Genomic DNA, 15194 nt, shown 5'->3' with positions numbered 1-15194 from the left:
TATCTTTAGTTTGATAAAGCCTGGCAATGCCAGGCTTTTTTATTTTCGGAAGGTTTATGGAAATCAGTTATAAAGATCGTGGCTTAAACTATGGCGATGGCTTTTTCACAACCATTAAAATTGAAAGTGGTCAACTACAGCTTTGGCAATACCACTTAGCGAGGCTCAGGCAGTGCCAGCAGGTATTAGGCTTTCCTGAGCTAGACCTGCAAGCAATAACAAACGCGTGTTTAGAAGCCGCAAAAGGATGTGGCTTAGGCGTGCTCAAGGTTTTGATCACCAGAGGGGTTGGTGGACGAGGTTATGGCTTACCAGAGCAGCCTGAGCCCAAGATTATAATTACACAAAGTGATTTTCCTTCGCACTATCTTAAATGGCAAGAACAGGGGGTTTGTTTGAGCGTCAGTGGCATTAAACTTGGTCACCAGCCTCTATTTGCCGGTCTGAAAACGCTTAACCGTCTAGAGCAAGTATTGATAAAAGCGCAAGCCAGTCAACAAGCGGCTGATGATGTACTGGTTTTGGATATTGAGGACAACGTCATAGAGTGCTCGGCTAGCAACCTGATCATTATGAAAAATAACCAGCTGTTTACACCTAGCTTAAAGTTGTGTGGCATTAAAGGTGTGTATCTGTCACTGCTGTCTGACCATACTCAAATAGAGTCTAAATCATTGTGTTTGCATGATGTATTGCAGGCAGATGCGGTATTCATGTGTAACAGTTTGATGGGGCTTGTTCCAGTGAAATCAATAGACAAACAGGTGTTTAACCTGCAAACTGCACTTGATTTGAAGTCAAAGATAGAAGCCACTCTATGATCCGTTTTTTATTATGGGCCGCCTCAGTGCCCGTACTTATCATCTTATATTGTGGGTATAACTTACTGGGTTTGATGCAAAGTGAAACCCTAGAATTACCAGAGCAATATACGCAAGTGTCGCAGGGGGATACTTTTCACAGCTTGTGCTCCAAATGGCAGTCACAGCAGGCATTAGAGAGCTGCTTTCCTTATAAGCTCTATAGCAAGTTGCAGCCACAAAAGTTTACTCTTAAAGCAGGTGTTTATGAGCTGAACGGCCTTACTGTAATGGCGGCCATTGAAAAAGTTCACCGCGGTAACAAGGCCGATTTTACTTTCACTATTATTGAAGGTGACACTTATAAAACAATTATCGAGAATCTAAAGAGTAGTGCGTTTTTAATATTTGACATCCCAGATAAGCCTTCAGCAGGTTTGATACAATTTGGCAACGGACACCCAGAAGGGTGGCTATTCCCTGATACATATCACTATGAAGGTTTGACCAAAGCGTCAGCGCTGTTGCAGCGTGCGCATACAAAAATGCAAAGTGTTTTAAGTGAAGCCTGGGCAAAACGAGGCGATGGTGTGCCGCTAAAAAGTGATTATGAAGCACTTATTTTAGCGTCTATTATTGAAAAGGAATCAGGACATGCTGCCGAAAGAGATATTATTTCTTCGGTTTTTCATAATAGATTGAACAAAGGCATGAGATTACAGACAGATCCAACCGTTATTTATGGGCTTGGAGCGCGATTTCGTGGTGATATAAAAAAATCTCACTTGCATGAATATACACCTTATAACACCTACCGTATTGATAGGCTGCCGCCAACGCCTATTGCAATGCCGTCTAAAGATGCATTGTTTGCAGCTGTTCAACCAGCTGATACAGATTTTTTATATTTTGTATCAAAAGGGAATGGCGCACATTATTTTTCGAAGTCATTAAAAGAGCACAATAGGGCTGTGCGAAAATACATTTTAAATGAGCAGTGAGTTTAGTATTTAGATATAAAGTCATAAAAAGGCTGTACTTAGGTACAGCCTTTATTATTTGGTCACTTACTTTTTACTAAATTCAACAGTCAATGTTTGGTTCGCTGTCAAATTACTGAACGTGTACTGCTCTAGTGAACCTAGATTCACACCGTTGAGCGTAACACTTTTAACTTGAGCGCCAGCAGCTGCATTAAAGAAGAAGGTTTGATCTTTATTTGGTGCGATTAAGATGTCGCCAAATGTATCGCCAGTCGGTGTTACGCTACCTAAGTGAGAAACCTTGGTCGCTTGTTCTCTGGTAATGAGTTTCCAAGGGTCGTAGTCAGGAGAAAGTGCGCCAGGGATTGAGTCAGCGTACCACTTAGCTTCATAGTATTTGCCATCATGATAAACTTGGTCACCCTTTTGGTAGATGCTGCCTGGTGCATATGTCGGGCTTGCGCCAATGCTTTTAACTGTGACAACTTTTCCATCAGTCAGAGGTGTCGGGTTACGCATCCACTCAACGATATCTTTAAACGGCACGATGCGTACTACAGGTTGACCGTTAACTTTCAAACTGAGTGCATATTGAATGAATTCTTCAATTGCTTGTTGGCGCTCCAAATAAGTTGTCGCGCGTCCGCCTGTATCATACTCTGGCGCGTAGATATTGGCATGTGCGCCATATAATAAAGGAGAGCGATTACCTTCGAGTCTTAAATGCAAGTTGTGCTTTAAGATAGCAAGCACGTCATTTTTACTCATTGCGCTGCCAACCCACATATTTGTGTCAAATGCGACCATTTTACCGCCCTGCGGCTTTTCAAACACGTTTGATGGTAGCTGCCATAGACCAGGGAAGTTACCAACATCTGGTTTACCAACCCGCGTTGTCGGCGTACCATTATTCATGGTGTAAGGCCATGGATTGTTGGTGCCATTATATTGGCTGCCCCAACCTTCTTCTACACTAGTATCGTAGACAAAGTTACCTTTGATAAGAGCTGAAAACAATGCATTATTGTGATTCAAGTAAGGGGTTCTAAAGCCAATAATCTCACTAACTGGGATCCCAGGACCCGCGGCATCGTTTGCACCGTGCATGATCTCTGTAGCGTCATACGGCTTACTTAACCACGTTTGAGTAATGCCCAATTCCTGTGCCCACTGTGCTTCACTGAAGTTACCTGTATCTGGCCCACCATCTTTGTGGCTCCAAGTGTGATTGCCAATCTCGTGGCCGTCTAGCCAAGCATTTCTCCAAGCGTGTTTGACGCCCACTGCATCGTTAGCGGCAGCTTCTATATAAGAGGGTGTATTAAAGAACGTAAACCTGACTGGTGCACCGTCAAATGTCGCCGCATTATTTGAACCATTGTCGTTTTGCAATTGACGAGTAAAGTTAACTATCCAGTCCATACCGGCCTTAGAACCATTGTCGTCGAAACCAATCGAAATAAATAATGGCACTTGAACTGGTCTCAGTTGAGCAGGTGGCATTTGGCTCCAAGGTTGATTATCTGAGTAATCATAATTATTGGTTTGTGTAGTAGTCATTTTGGCATCAGCTGGTAACTCAACTGATTCAATTCCTGAGTCGTATACGCTTGCGTGTGCAATGGAAGATATACCGATGAATACGCCTAGTGACAGCGCTGACATTTTAAACTTCATGATCAATCCTTACTTAAAGTTTTTCATATTGGGATGAGGGTATTGTACACAAAAGAGCGCTAATTAAAGGTGGTGCAATAGAGCGTGAATTAGCACGGATAGTGCCTTTGATTAATGTGTTTTAAAATAATAAGTATAAAATACATGGTGTTGTGATTTTGTTGTTGTTTTTTAAATGAGTTGGATAAGCTTTCCTATATGTTGTGATTATTCATTATTATTGAATATGGAAGCGTGTCAAAAAACAAATTCGGTTGAACATGATCCAAGCGATGTAACCGCAATGAATAAATCGTTTTAAATTGCTAAATCGCAGTGGTAATTGTTGATTTGTTAGCTTACCCAGTTACCCGAATGAAAATAGAAAAAGCACTTCTGTAAGTGACTTATAAACTCGATTTATGTAGATTACTGTTGAATTTGAAATTACGCAGAATACAAGCGAACGCGGCTAAGTATTCCAACACACTACGATGACAACATTTGGGGATAAATAATGAGAAAGGTTAACGTGCTGGCAGCGGCTGTACTTTTTGCCATTACTGGGTGTGCGACAGAGTCCACATCGAATCAAGCAAATAGTGAAAACTTGGTTAAAGCGCAAAAGACAATAAGTCGAGTTGAAGTTGACACGGTCGTTGATAAATATACCAAAGCGTTTATTTCTCACCAGCCAGCTTTGGCAACATCATTGAAGCTTGAAAGTGAGGATTATGGCCGCTATGAAAATAGGCTACCCGACTATTCTGTTGCTGGCATGCAAGCGTTACAGATAGACATGACCCACGCGGCAGAGCAGCTCAAGCAGCTGCAATCTGCTCAGCTCAGTGACAAAGACAGGTTACATGTGCAAGTTAATGAGGTTATAGCACGGTATTATGCGGGCGACAGTGTGTTTTCTGCTGGATACATTGATACTTGGGGTGGGCATTTGCCTTATATCGTAAACCAGATATCTGGGCCTCTGATGGACGTGCCAAGCATATTGCAGAACCAGCATGAAATTAGCAACATATCTGATGCAAAAGCATATGTAGAGCGGTTAGCCGCATTTGCGATTATGGTAGATCAGGTCAACGAGAAAGTTGTCAGTGATGCAAAGCGCGGCATCATATTACCTAAGCCATTATTCCCAAATACTTTGTCTTATCTAAATGCATACACTGAACCAAAAGCAAATGAACATGTACTCGTGACTTCCTTCGCTACAAAGCTAGAAAACCTTGACGGTGTTAGTGACAGAGCAAAAGCCAGTTTAGTCGAAAGTGCCGCATCTGTGATGGCAATGCAGGTATACCCTGCATTTGGTCGTATCACCGCTAAAATGACTGAATTGGAAAAACAGGCCTCAGATAAGGTCGGTATTTGGGCACAACCTAATGGTGAAGCGTTTTATCAACATGCTATCACGTATCTAGCAGATTCAGATATGACGGCACAGCAGATCCATGAAGTGGGTCAAGCGGAAGTGAAGCGTATCACAAATCGCATGGATGAAATTTTAAAAGCGAATGGCTATACCAAGGGATCAGTAAGCGAGCGTATGAAGCAATTAAACGAAGAGCCGCGCTTTTTGTTTGCTGATAGCGATCAAGGTCGTCAGGAACTGCTGGACTTTTTAAAAGGTGAGATTGAAGTTATCAATGAAAAAGCACCACAATATTTTTCAACTCTGCCACCCCAAAAAGTAGAAGTTAAACGTATTCCAGTTGAGGTTGAGGCTGGCGCACCTGGTGGTTATTACTATGGCCCTTCTTTAGATGGCAGCCGCCCAGGTGTGTTTGCGATAAACCTCAAAGATATGAAAGCAGTGCCAAGCTTTGGTTTAAAAACATTGACATATCATGAAGCAGTACCTGGGCATCACTTCCAAATTGCGCTCAATATGTTGCAAACCGATATTGGCTTAATGCGCCAAAATGCGTCATTTAACGGCTATATCGAAGGGTGGGCGCTTTACTCTGAGTTGCTTGCTTACGAAATGGGCATGTACGAAGGTGACCCATTTGGTGACTTAGGTCGATTACAAGCCGAAGCGTACCGAGCTGCCCGTCTTGTTGTAGATACAGGCTTACACTATAAAAAATGGACTCGCCAAGAGGCCATTGAGTATTTTGCAGAGGCAACAGGTTCTGCTATGAGCGATGTTGTCCCTGCAATTGATCGTTATATTGCATGGCCGGGTCAAGCTCTAGGTTATAAGTTGGGTATGTTGAAGTTTGAAGAGCTAAGAAAGGATGCGCAAAAAGCCTTGGGTAACAAATTTGATATGACTTCTTTTCATGACGAAATTTTGTTAAAAGGCGCACGTCCACTGGCGCTGGTTGAACAAGATATTGCTCGCTGGGTTGAAACGCGCAAAGCAATGTAAATTCGTAATGGCTATGAATAATGACAAGGGGCGGTATCGCCCCTTTTTTGTATTGTAAAAGAAAAGCGAGAGGTACAACTTGGTACATTTTTAAAAAAAGTTATACGTAATTTCGTAAGCAGGTTCCATATGCTGTAGGAAAATAACAATATGGATACCAATTCAATGATTTTTAGATTAAAAGAACGCCTTACCATAGCGATTGCAATATGCACCTTGAGCGCTTGTGGTGGAGGTAACAGTTCAAACATGCAAAAAGATGTACCAACATCCGCCCATCAAACTGCACTTAACTCTAAGGACAAAGCAAAGGTCGAGTTTAACTATCAAAAACTAATTGATGACCTCGTTTCAGATGAAATACATGGCATTATCTTGCATGTTTCTACACCCAATCGTACTTTCACAGGAAGCAGTGGTACTGCAAATTTAACCACACAAGCGACACTACAACCTGATGCTGTTTATCACCTCGCCAGTACAGGAAAAGTCTTCACTGCACTATTGGCTGTTCAATTGCACCAAGCGGGCATTCTAGACTTGGATGCGACAATAGACACGTGGTTATCACCAGAGATCATCGAGCAAATTGAGTATGGCACTGAGATCACCTTGAGGCAGTTATTAAATCATAGCAGTGGGGTTTACAACTACTCTGATCCACGAAGCAATGATGCGTATGTCGAATTTGTTCTGGCAAACTATGACAAAGGGATCACCAATCAGGATTTTGTTCAATTTGCACTCGGCCAACCAGCTTACTTTAAACCCGGCAAGGGGGCTGAATACTCTAATAGTAATTATGCTTTGGCAGGCATGATTTTAGATAGTGTATTAGGACATCCCAATGCGCATGCAATGCGAGATCAAATAATCGATAGATTAGAATTGGGCAATACGTTTTCGGTCGGTATTGAAAATCAATTTGGTGAGATTACCCCAGGGTATGAAAAGCAAAACGGCGAATATATTAATACGTGGCCTATTTTAAGCCATGTAACCTCCGCCTCAACGCCAGTAGCGTCAACCGTTACTGAATTATCGACGTTAATGGACAATATCTTTAACAATGAGCAGTGGTTGTCGAGCCAAGCGCGAGAAGATCTCATTGGTGATAAAAGTCGTGTTTCGGTATCTCCGGGCCTTGAATATGTTCTAGGTTTATGGAAGGAGGATATGCAAGGGTATACTGTTTATCACCACAATGGTGGTAACCATGGCTATGTGTCTAATAATTTATACATTCCTGAGCTAAATACCAGTGTGGTCTATTTTCTTAACTGTGGGCTCAATGATAAATGCTTAGATGCGTTTCAAACAATCGAGCGTGCGGTAATGGAGAGTATTTTGGCAAGGCCCAAGGTGTGATGAGATGCGCGGCGAGTATGCCGCGCAGGTTGTATTAGTCTTCGATACCTCTGAACTTTAAGAACTCACTATAGGTGCCTTTAAAGTCCGTGATTTTATTGTCTTTAATTTCAAGAATACGCGTAGCTAGAGAGTCAACGAAAACTCGGTCGTGAGAAACGAAAAATAGTGTGCCCTTGTACTGTTCAAGAGCTGTATTTAATGACTCAATCGACTCCATATCCATGTGGTTAGTCGGCTCATCCATTAACAATATGTTTGGCTTGTGCATCATTAACTTGCCGAGCAGCATACGACCTTGCTCACCACCAGAGAGGACTTTAACCGATTTCTTGATGCTGTCTTGAGAGAAAAGCATGCGGCCTAAGAAGCTACGCAATACTTGCTCATCATCACCTTCTTGTCGCCATTGTCCCATCCATTCCATCAGGTCCATATCTTTTTCGAAGTCTTCTGCGTGATCTTGAGCGTAATAACCGATATTACTGTTTTCTGACCACTTAAATGTGCCGTTTCTAGGAGTTAATTGACTGGCTAGGGTATTCAATAAAGTGGTTTTACCTACACCATTTTCACCGATTATCGCGACTCTTTCGCCCACTTCAAAAATACCACTGAAGTCATTGAACAAATCTTCCTCAAAGCCTTGTGATAAGCCCTCAACTTCCAGTGCATTTCTGAACAATTCTTTTGACTGCTCAAAGCGAATGAAGGGGTTCTGACGGCTCGACGCTTTGACTTGTTCCAATTGAATTTTGTCAATTTGCTTTGCTCGTGATGTCGCTTGTTTCGCTTTTGAGGCGTTGGCAGAGAATCGTGCAACGAAAGTTTGCAGTTCAGCAATTTGCGCTTTCTTTTTCGCGTTATCAGCGAGTAATCGCTCCCTTGCTTGCGAGGCTGCGGTCATGTATTCATCGTAATTACCCGGGTAAAGACGTAGCTCACCATAGTCTAAATCTGCCATATGTGTACAAACACTGTTCAAGAAGTGTCTGTCGTGGGAAATAATGATCATGGTGCAGTTGCGCTCGTTTAAGGTATGCTCTAGCCAGCGAATGGTGTCGATATCCAAGTTATTGGTTGGCTCATCTAGAAGCATAATATGCGGGTCAGCAAAGAGTACTTGGGCAAGAAGTACACGCAGTTTCCAGCCCGGAGCAACCTCGCTCATCAAGCCAAAGTGCTGTTCGGTAGGAATTCCTACAGCAAGGAGTAATTCGCCTGCTTTGGATTCCGCCATGTAGCCATCCATTTCGGCAAACTTAACTTCAAGGTCCGCAACGATCATACCTTCTTCTTCGCTCATTTCAGGTAATGAGTAAATACGGTCACGTTCTTGTTTTACTGCCCACAGTTCTTTGTAGCCCATGATAACAGTATCAATTACCGTATATTCTTCGTAGGCGAATTGATCCTGATTAAGTTTAGCGACACGCTCTTGCGGGTCGTAGCTGACGTTACCACCAGTAGGTTCTAACTCACCACTGAGGATTTTCATAAAGGTTGATTTACCACAGCCATTCGCCCCAATTAGGCCATAGCGATTACCTTCGCCAAATTTGACTGAGATATTTTCAAAAAGCGGCTTAGAGCCAAACTGTTGGGTGATATTCGCTGTAGAAATCAAAATTTAATACCTTAATAAATTAAAATCGGCGCAACGTTACCCGCTGCAGCGCTCAACTGCAAGTATTGATATGCAGAAAAATGAGAATTAAGTATATCAAATTACAACAACTCATGTGGTTATTAGAACTAAGACAATATTACAGTCAAATTCGCCAATTTGCGGATTGTTGACTATAAGTTTAACTACATAGACACAAAATGATTAACATCACATGCAATTAACCGTTTCGGCTCGTGTAATGAGTGGGTTTACGGCAGTTGTAGTTTTAGCTTGCATTATTTACATAGTAGCGCTGACAGGGAACATAACTATCGGTGGATCTGTTCAAAAGGTTTCTAAACAAAGTGTTCCAACATTAATATCGGGCAATAGCATGCTCCAGTCAGTCTTGCTGTCGAGGCTATCTTTGACGCAGCTAGATCAAGCGCCAACACTCAGTGCAATTAGCGCTATCCGCAATCAATACAATTTACAAAAACAAGCCAATGACCAAGCTTTAATGCAGTTATCAGAACTTACTGCATCTGAGCCTGATCTCAGCAGTCCTTTTGACAACTCCAAAAAACTCAATACTGTTTTTTTTCAGAGCGCCGATAGTGCCTTCGATAAAGCGGTTCAAGTGATCAAACTTAAAGAGCGTACAGCCGAGTTTGCCAGTGAGTTCACAGATATGGGGGATGAAACGCTCAGCTTGGCATATGACCTTGAAGGTATTTCGAATGACCAAAACATATCTGATGTAGTCAATGAACTGATAGAAAATGTTGAAAATTTAGTAGATGAGGTCAGTGGTGGCCTTGCTTCCAATATTACGTTCGAAATCATGAATGTAGCAAGCGTTGCCAAAGAGTCAATTTCGGACATGGAGCAGCAACTCGCTGCGCTAAAAAACGCTCCGGAACTCGCGAATTCGGAGGCGTTAAATTCAATGGAAGAGAACTTTTTTCAATTTAAACAAGCTATTGTCGGTTCCAACAGCGCATTGCAGTCAAGAATCAATACGCTAAATGAAAAAAAGCAGCTCAATAGCCTCGTTACAGAAGCTTCAGGTTCAGCAGGTGAGTTACAACTACAGCTAAGGGAGCTGAATGAGAAAATAGTCATGTTGACTGAAGATGCGCAACAAGCCGCTGAAGGAGCGATTGAAGAGAGTTTGCAAGTGACAACGGCATTGACGGTTGTCACTATCATATTGTCCATCGTGATAGCGTATTTTGTGATTAACAGTGTGCGCACGCCACTGCACCAGATTATCGATTCTATTAATCGAGCCGCACAGGGAGACTTAACCGTTCAGCTCAATAATTTTAAACAGGATGAGTTTGGTCGTTTGGCCGGTAATATCCAAAAACTCATTGACACTTTAGCAGGTACGCTGAGGGAGGTAACAAGTAACACGCAATTACTCTCTTCAACGGCTGAACAAACCAATATGATTGCAGAACAAAGCTGTAGTAGTGCGTCGCAGCAAAGTGAGCAAATGAGCGCCATGAGCAGTTCTATTTCAGAAATGAAAGAAACAGTGAGTTCAGTGACTGACAGTATTCACAGCACATTAGAGCAGGTCCAGCAAGCAAGTAGTGAAGCTGCATCTGGAGAAGAGCTGTTAGTGACCAACGTACAAAACATCAAGGGGCTTGAATCTTCGATAGAGACCTCAGCAAATGCGATTAACCAATTGAGTAATGAGTTGGAAAATATAAACACAGTGCTGGCCGTGATCAGAAGCATTGCCGAGCAGACCAATTTACTTGCGTTGAATGCAGCCATTGAAGCAGCACGAGCTGGGGAGCAAGGTCGTGGATTTGCAGTGGTTGCCGACGAAGTGCGTACGCTTGCTAGTCGCTCTCAAGATGCAACGGAAGAAATCGAAAAAGCCATTACTGGATTACAAGATGGTGCAAAAGGTGCAGTCAATACCATGTCTAATTCTCAGCGAGAAACACACAATTGTGTGAGTGGTATAGAAGCTGTGCAAGGTACTTTAAGTGCAATTGTAAACAGTGTCGAAACCATCAAGGATATGAGCCAACAGATTGCAGCGGCATCCGAGCAGCAGAGCCTAGCTGCGGTGAGCCAATACGAGAATGTCCAACATATGCATGAAATTACAAACCTTAACTCAAATCATGCACAGGAAAATAAACAGGCTAGTCAGCAGTTGGCTGAAATGGCAGAGACACTCAGATTAATGATGAGCCAATTTAAAACTTAGGAGATGACGATGAAACTACTATTAGCAATTGGGGCCGTATCCTTAGTACTTAGTGCTATGCCCACTGAAGTTAAAGCTGGCACATGCGAAATTAAATATGTTAGAACGGCATGCCCAGGCAAGGAAAAAATTAGCTATAAAAAGTGTAAGGGGAAGCAGCGCTGTTCTAAATTTAAAGAGGCGACAAGTGCAGCTGAATGTGGGGAAATGGCGGTTAAGTCATGTCGAAATAAGCGCCTGACAATTACCAAATCAAAAGTTATTAATGCATTATTTGATGGACAGGCGTTAAAGGCCAGTAATGGCAGTGAAGACTTTTGTACCGTGTATGCTAAAGCGTCGGAAGAGTTTAACAAGTGCGGCGGGTAGCAGTGTATTCCGTTATTAATAAAGGTTACTTTTAGGTATTTAACTGCGTAAATGCCTAAAGTACCATTCTTTGTCTTAATTGATAAGAATTTGCTGCGCAGCAGTCAATGTTGGTTGTGACCATCAATACATTGCCTATTTCAGAATTCCTTACCAATTAAGCGAGTAGCAGATTGTTTCACAGTAAAAAATTAGCCATAATCGACCTAGTTTAATTTTTTATTTAAGAGCAACCACATATTTGATTTAGTGGCTATGTGCAGTCATAGCCGAACATGTTGTTGAATGTTAGCTCATAAATATTTTTAAAAAAGGCCAGAGAATGTGTGAGCTACTCGGGATGTCAGCTAATGTGCCGACAGATATTTGTTTTAGTTTTTCAGGGTTATTGGAGCGAGGTGGGAATACAGGACCCCATAAAGATGGTTGGGGGATAACATTTTACGAAGGTAAGGGGTGTCGCACATTTAAAGATCCTGAACCAAGTTGTCAGTCTGAAATCGCAAAGTTGGTCAAAGCCTATCCAATCAAGAGTGTTTCTGTGATTAGCCACATTCGTCAAGGCAACCGCGGCCGAACATGTTTGGAGAATACACATCCCTTTACACGAGAGCTATGGGGAAGAGAGATCTCCTATGCGCATAATGGACAGCTATCGAATTATAAAGATTTGAAAACGCAGTACTATAAACCTGTCGGCAATACCGATAGCGAGCTTGCGTTTTGCTGGATTTTAGACAAAATCCGCGAAAAATATCCGAAGAAGCCCTCCAACATGGCCGCTGTATTTCGCTATGCCGCCAAGTTAGCTGATCAGTTGAGAGAAAAAGGCGTGTTTAATATGCTGCTGACAGACGGCGTGTTTGTTTTGGCATACTGCAGTAACAACTTACACTGGATCACGCGTAAAGCACCTTTTGGCAAAGCAACATTAATCGATGCGGATATGGTTGTTGATTTTCAAAAAGAAACCACGCCCAATGACATCGTAACTGTGATTGCTACTCGACCACTGACCAATGATGAAGAGTGGACGAAAATGGAACCTGGGCAGTCAGTGTTATTCAAATTGGGCGAGAAAGTATAAAACAGGTGCTGTTGCACCTGCTTTAATGCCTGCTTTATTTATTGCTTAACGGTTTGAGCCGTCATTTGAATTTGAAACTGCTCAACGCCGTCTTTTCCTTTTAGCATTTGCACCAGCATGTAGTCATATTTTGGCGCAAACCAAGCGATTGCATGGCGTTTGTTGCTGTCATAAAGGCGTTTTACTTTGATGGTTTTAACATTACCAATAGGTAGTGTGATGGTTTCCTCTCCCACTACTTTAAAGTTATACATACGAACGTTGCCATTCTTATCTATGATTGGGTAGCTAAATTGGGTTTTGCCAGATTTCAGCTCATTGCGGAGCTGGTTTTGGTAGGATAAAACGTCTTGCCTTGACTCATCCCACTCGACTTTAAGTGGGTACTCCTGCTCTTTGGAAAACAGTTGCTTGTTCTCTCTATCAAATTTAATTTTGAAACTTTTGTCAGGACGCGTGCCTTCTCGGTTAAGGCTGTAGTGGAGTGGCTTAGTCTGGCCGTTTTCAAATTTAAACAAGCTTTGTTCAGTGCGTTTTTCTGTGAATATCATCCACTTCACATCGGTCTCATAGCTCAGCGCATAAGTATTGTCGGCAACCTGCATAAACTCTCTGGTTGCTTTGCCATGAATTTTTCCTTTTCGTAGTACATTATACTCGGCTGTGTATTCGGTGAGCGTAGAGGCATGAAGGGAAGAAGATAAAACAGCGCTTAAGCCAAATAGCAAAGCGCTGTGGATTTTTATTTTAGCTGTAATCGACGCCTTGCGCTGGAAGGGGTTGTTTATCAAAAACTGCATAGTCTGCTTCCATTGTTAGTCTGTGTTCACTGAACCACTTGACCACCAAAGGATAAATGACATGTTCTTGTTCATGTACCCGCTTAGCTAATGTCTCTGCTGTGTCATCAGGCAAAATGGTAACTTTTGCTTGGACAACAACAGGACCTCCGTCTAATTCTTCTGTTACGAAGTGAACACTAGCGCCATGGTACGCATCATTTGCGTCAATTGCTCTTTGGTGGGTGTTCAGCCCTTGGTACTTAGGCAACAAAGAAGGGTGAATGTTCAACATTTTCCCTTTAAATTTTTGCACTAAGCCAGGGGTTAGAATACGCATAAATCCAGCCAATACAACTAAATCTGGATTACAAGAGTCAATTAATTTTGCCAGTTGTTCATCATAAGCCTCGCGACTATCAAAGTTTTTGTGGCTTAAAAGGTGAGTGTTTATGTTCGCTTTTTCAGCTCTAACAAGCCCATAAGCGTCGTCTTTATTACTGATGACGGAAACAATTTCACCATTAATTTTACCAGCTTGGCAGTGGTCAATAATTGCTTGTAAATTAGAGCCACTACCAGAGATCAATACAACGATCCGAGTGGGTGCCATTACTCGGCACCACCTAGGATTTCAACTTGCTCTTCGCCGTCAACTGCATTTTGGATTTCACCAATGTGCCATGCATTTTCGCCTTGTGCCGTTAAGATTTCTAGGCTTTGCGCTAACTTCTCAGCAGGTACGACCAAGATCATACCAACACCGCAGTTGAATGTACGATACATCTCGTGAGTGCTGATGTTACCGTTTTCTTGTAGCCAGTTAAAAATGGCTGGCCATTCCCAGCTATCGCCTTTAACCACTGCTTTTGCAGATTCAGGTAGTACGCGCGGGATATTTTCCCAGAAACCGCCACCTGTGATGTGTGAAAGTGCATGAACGTCAACGTCTTTCAAAAGCTCTAGAATTGCCTTAACGTAAATGCGAGTAGGCTCAAGTAAATGTTCGCCTAGGGGTTTACCCGCATACTCTTCATTTGTATCAGCACCTGATACTTCTAATACTTTACGGATTAATGAGTAGCCGTTTGAGTGAGGGCCACTTGAAGCAAGTGCGATTAGTTGGTCGCCAGCTTTAACTTTAGTCCCGTCGATGATCTTAGATTTTTCAACAACACCAGTACAGAAACCAGCCATGTCATAATCATCACCTTCATACATACCAGGCATTTCAGCTGTTTCACCACCGATTAAAGCACAGCCAGAAAGCTCGCAGCCCTTACCAATACCGCTAACTACGTCAGCAGCAGTATCTACATCCAGCTTGCCTGTCGCGTAGTAATCTAGGAAGAAAAGCGGTTCAGCGCCTTGTACAATAAGATCGTTAACACACATTGCGACTAGATCGATACCAACCGTGTCGTGTTTTTTCAGATCAATGGCCAAACGAAGCTTAGTACCAACACCGTCAGTACCGGCAACGAGCACAGGCTCTTTGTAACCTGTTGGAAGTTCACATAGTGCACCAAAACCACCAATGCCACCCATTACTTCTGGACGACGAGTTTTTTTCACTACGCCTTTAATGCGTTCAACCAATGCGTTACCCGCATCAATATCAACGCCTGCGTCTTTGTAGCTCAGAGACTGTTTTTGTTCGCTCACAGGTTTTCCTCAAAATAACAGTATAGATTTGCTTAGAAACGCGCACATTTTACAACAATTGCGCCCAAGCGGCTAGTTGAAATAAGAGGTCAGAGCAACACAGTGTGCGTTACGACTTAGATCACGATGTTTAATCATGATTTTCAGTATGTTGAGAAGCGTGCAATTTGCGTTAGATCAAGACTCTATACGGATATCCGCTTAGTATTTGAATTGTCGGGAGTGGGCTTGCCAGGCTGAGCGCAACACC

Annotated in this window: 12 protein-coding genes; 7 read left to right on the top strand and 5 right to left on the bottom strand. The window is 42.5% G+C overall.

Features of this window, described 5'->3' with window-relative positions; all coding sequences use genetic code 11:
* Positions 1-56 precede the first annotated feature (56 nt).
* Together pabC and mltG are read left to right on the top strand one after the other, a co-directional pair.
* Positions 57-821 (top strand): aminodeoxychorismate lyase, encoded by a 765-nt coding sequence (pabC, locus tag MHN81_RS02995; protein ID WP_023400294.1) that lies wholly within the window; start codon positions 57-59, stop codon positions 819-821.
* Complete coding sequence (gene mltG, locus MHN81_RS02990; protein ID WP_239425001.1) at positions 818-1801, top strand: endolytic transglycosylase MltG; 984 nt, start codon at positions 818-820, stop codon at positions 1799-1801. The genes pabC and mltG overlap by 4 nt, the downstream gene beginning before the upstream one ends.
* A gap of 66 nt (positions 1802-1867) precedes the next feature.
* Here mltG and MHN81_RS02985 read toward each other — a convergent pair whose 3' ends face one another.
* Positions 1868-3460, bottom strand: a complete 1593-nt coding sequence (locus MHN81_RS02985) for a polysaccharide deacetylase family protein (protein WP_239425000.1) — start codon at positions 3458-3460, stop codon at positions 1868-1870.
* 496 nt (positions 3461-3956) lie between these two features.
* Between MHN81_RS02985 and MHN81_RS02980 the strand changes: the two genes are divergently transcribed.
* The gene (locus MHN81_RS02980) at positions 3957-5831 is read left to right on the top strand and encodes a DUF885 domain-containing protein (protein WP_239424999.1); all 1875 of its coding nucleotides are present in this window, start codon (positions 3957-3959) and stop codon (positions 5829-5831) included.
* A 150-nt stretch (positions 5832-5981) separates the two neighbouring features.
* Complete coding sequence (locus MHN81_RS02975; protein WP_023400298.1) at positions 5982-7199, top strand: serine hydrolase domain-containing protein; 1218 nt, start codon at positions 5982-5984, stop codon at positions 7197-7199.
* 34 nt (positions 7200-7233) lie between these two features.
* On the opposite strand, the gene MHN81_RS02970 is transcribed toward MHN81_RS02975, so the two are convergent.
* Complete coding sequence (locus MHN81_RS02970) at positions 7234-8826, bottom strand: ABC-F family ATPase (protein ID WP_023400299.1); 1593 nt, start codon at positions 8824-8826, stop codon at positions 7234-7236.
* 376 nt (positions 8827-9202) lie between these two features.
* On the opposite strand from MHN81_RS02970, the gene MHN81_RS02965 reads away from it, so the two are divergent.
* The 3 genes from MHN81_RS02965 to MHN81_RS02955 all read left to right on the top strand — a co-directional run bounded on the left by MHN81_RS02965 (position 9203) and on the right by MHN81_RS02955 (position 12500).
* Complete coding sequence (locus MHN81_RS02965; protein ID WP_239424998.1) at positions 9203-11044, top strand: methyl-accepting chemotaxis protein; 1842 nt, start codon at positions 9203-9205, stop codon at positions 11042-11044.
* 9 nt (positions 11045-11053) lie between these two features.
* Positions 11054-11413, top strand: a complete 360-nt coding sequence (locus MHN81_RS02960; protein WP_239424997.1) for a hypothetical protein — start codon at positions 11054-11056, stop codon at positions 11411-11413.
* A gap of 322 nt (positions 11414-11735) precedes the next feature.
* Positions 11736-12500 carry a class II glutamine amidotransferase gene (locus tag MHN81_RS02955; RefSeq protein WP_023400302.1) on the top strand — a complete coding sequence of 255 codons (765 nt, stop codon included), beginning with the start codon at positions 11736-11738 and terminating at the stop codon, positions 12498-12500.
* Positions 12501-12538: 38 nt separating this feature from the next.
* Here MHN81_RS02955 and MHN81_RS02950 read toward each other — a convergent pair whose 3' ends face one another.
* The 3 genes from MHN81_RS02950 to purM are packed head-to-tail and all read right to left on the bottom strand — an operon-like array spanning position 12539 to position 14944.
* The gene (locus MHN81_RS02950) at positions 12539-13300 is read right to left on the bottom strand and encodes a DUF3108 domain-containing protein (protein WP_023400303.1); all 762 of its coding nucleotides are present in this window, start codon (positions 13298-13300) and stop codon (positions 12539-12541) included.
* The gene (gene purN / locus MHN81_RS02945) at positions 13248-13892 is read right to left on the bottom strand and encodes a phosphoribosylglycinamide formyltransferase (RefSeq protein ID WP_023400304.1); all 645 of its coding nucleotides are present in this window, start codon (positions 13890-13892) and stop codon (positions 13248-13250) included. The genes MHN81_RS02950 and purN overlap by 53 nt, the downstream gene beginning before the upstream one ends.
* The gene (gene purM, locus MHN81_RS02940) at positions 13892-14944 is read right to left on the bottom strand and encodes a phosphoribosylformylglycinamidine cyclo-ligase (protein WP_239424996.1); all 1053 of its coding nucleotides are present in this window, start codon (positions 14942-14944) and stop codon (positions 13892-13894) included. Before purM ends, purN begins: the two co-directional genes overlap by 1 nt.
* Between the last annotated feature and the right edge of the window lie 250 nt (positions 14945-15194).

Origin of the sequence: Pseudoalteromonas sp. Of7M-16 (assembly GCF_022347805.1) — a bacterium.
Classification (GTDB): domain Bacteria; phylum Pseudomonadota; class Gammaproteobacteria; order Enterobacterales; family Alteromonadaceae; genus Pseudoalteromonas; species Pseudoalteromonas luteoviolacea_F.
The sequence above is the reverse complement of the archived record's forward strand: the minus strand, read 5'-3'. Positions and strand labels throughout refer to the sequence as shown.

Coding starts and splice junctions, on each gene's coding strand:
- MHN81_RS02975 (WP_023400298.1), top strand. CDS start 5,982: ATGGATACCAATTCAATGATTTTTAGATTAAAAGAACGCCTTACCATA.
- mltG (WP_239425001.1), top strand. CDS start 818: ATGATCCGTTTTTTATTATGGGCCGCCTCAGTGCCCGTACTTATCATC.
- MHN81_RS02960 (WP_239424997.1), top strand. CDS start 11,054: ATGAAACTACTATTAGCAATTGGGGCCGTATCCTTAGTACTTAGTGCT.
- pabC (WP_023400294.1), top strand. CDS start 57: ATGGAAATCAGTTATAAAGATCGTGGCTTAAACTATGGCGATGGCTTT.
- MHN81_RS02980 (WP_239424999.1), top strand. CDS start 3,957: ATGAGAAAGGTTAACGTGCTGGCAGCGGCTGTACTTTTTGCCATTACT.
- MHN81_RS02955 (WP_023400302.1), top strand. CDS start 11,736: ATGTGTGAGCTACTCGGGATGTCAGCTAATGTGCCGACAGATATTTGT.
- MHN81_RS02965 (WP_239424998.1), top strand. CDS start 9,203: ATGCTCCAGTCAGTCTTGCTGTCGAGGCTATCTTTGACGCAGCTAGAT.
- purN (WP_023400304.1), bottom strand. CDS start 13,892: ATGGCACCCACTCGGATCGTTGTATTGATCTCTGGTAGTGGCTCTAAT.
- MHN81_RS02985 (WP_239425000.1), bottom strand. CDS start 3,460: ATGAAGTTTAAAATGTCAGCGCTGTCACTAGGCGTATTCATCGGTATA.
- MHN81_RS02950 (WP_023400303.1), bottom strand. CDS start 13,300: ATGCAGTTTTTGATAAACAACCCCTTCCAGCGCAAGGCGTCGATTACA.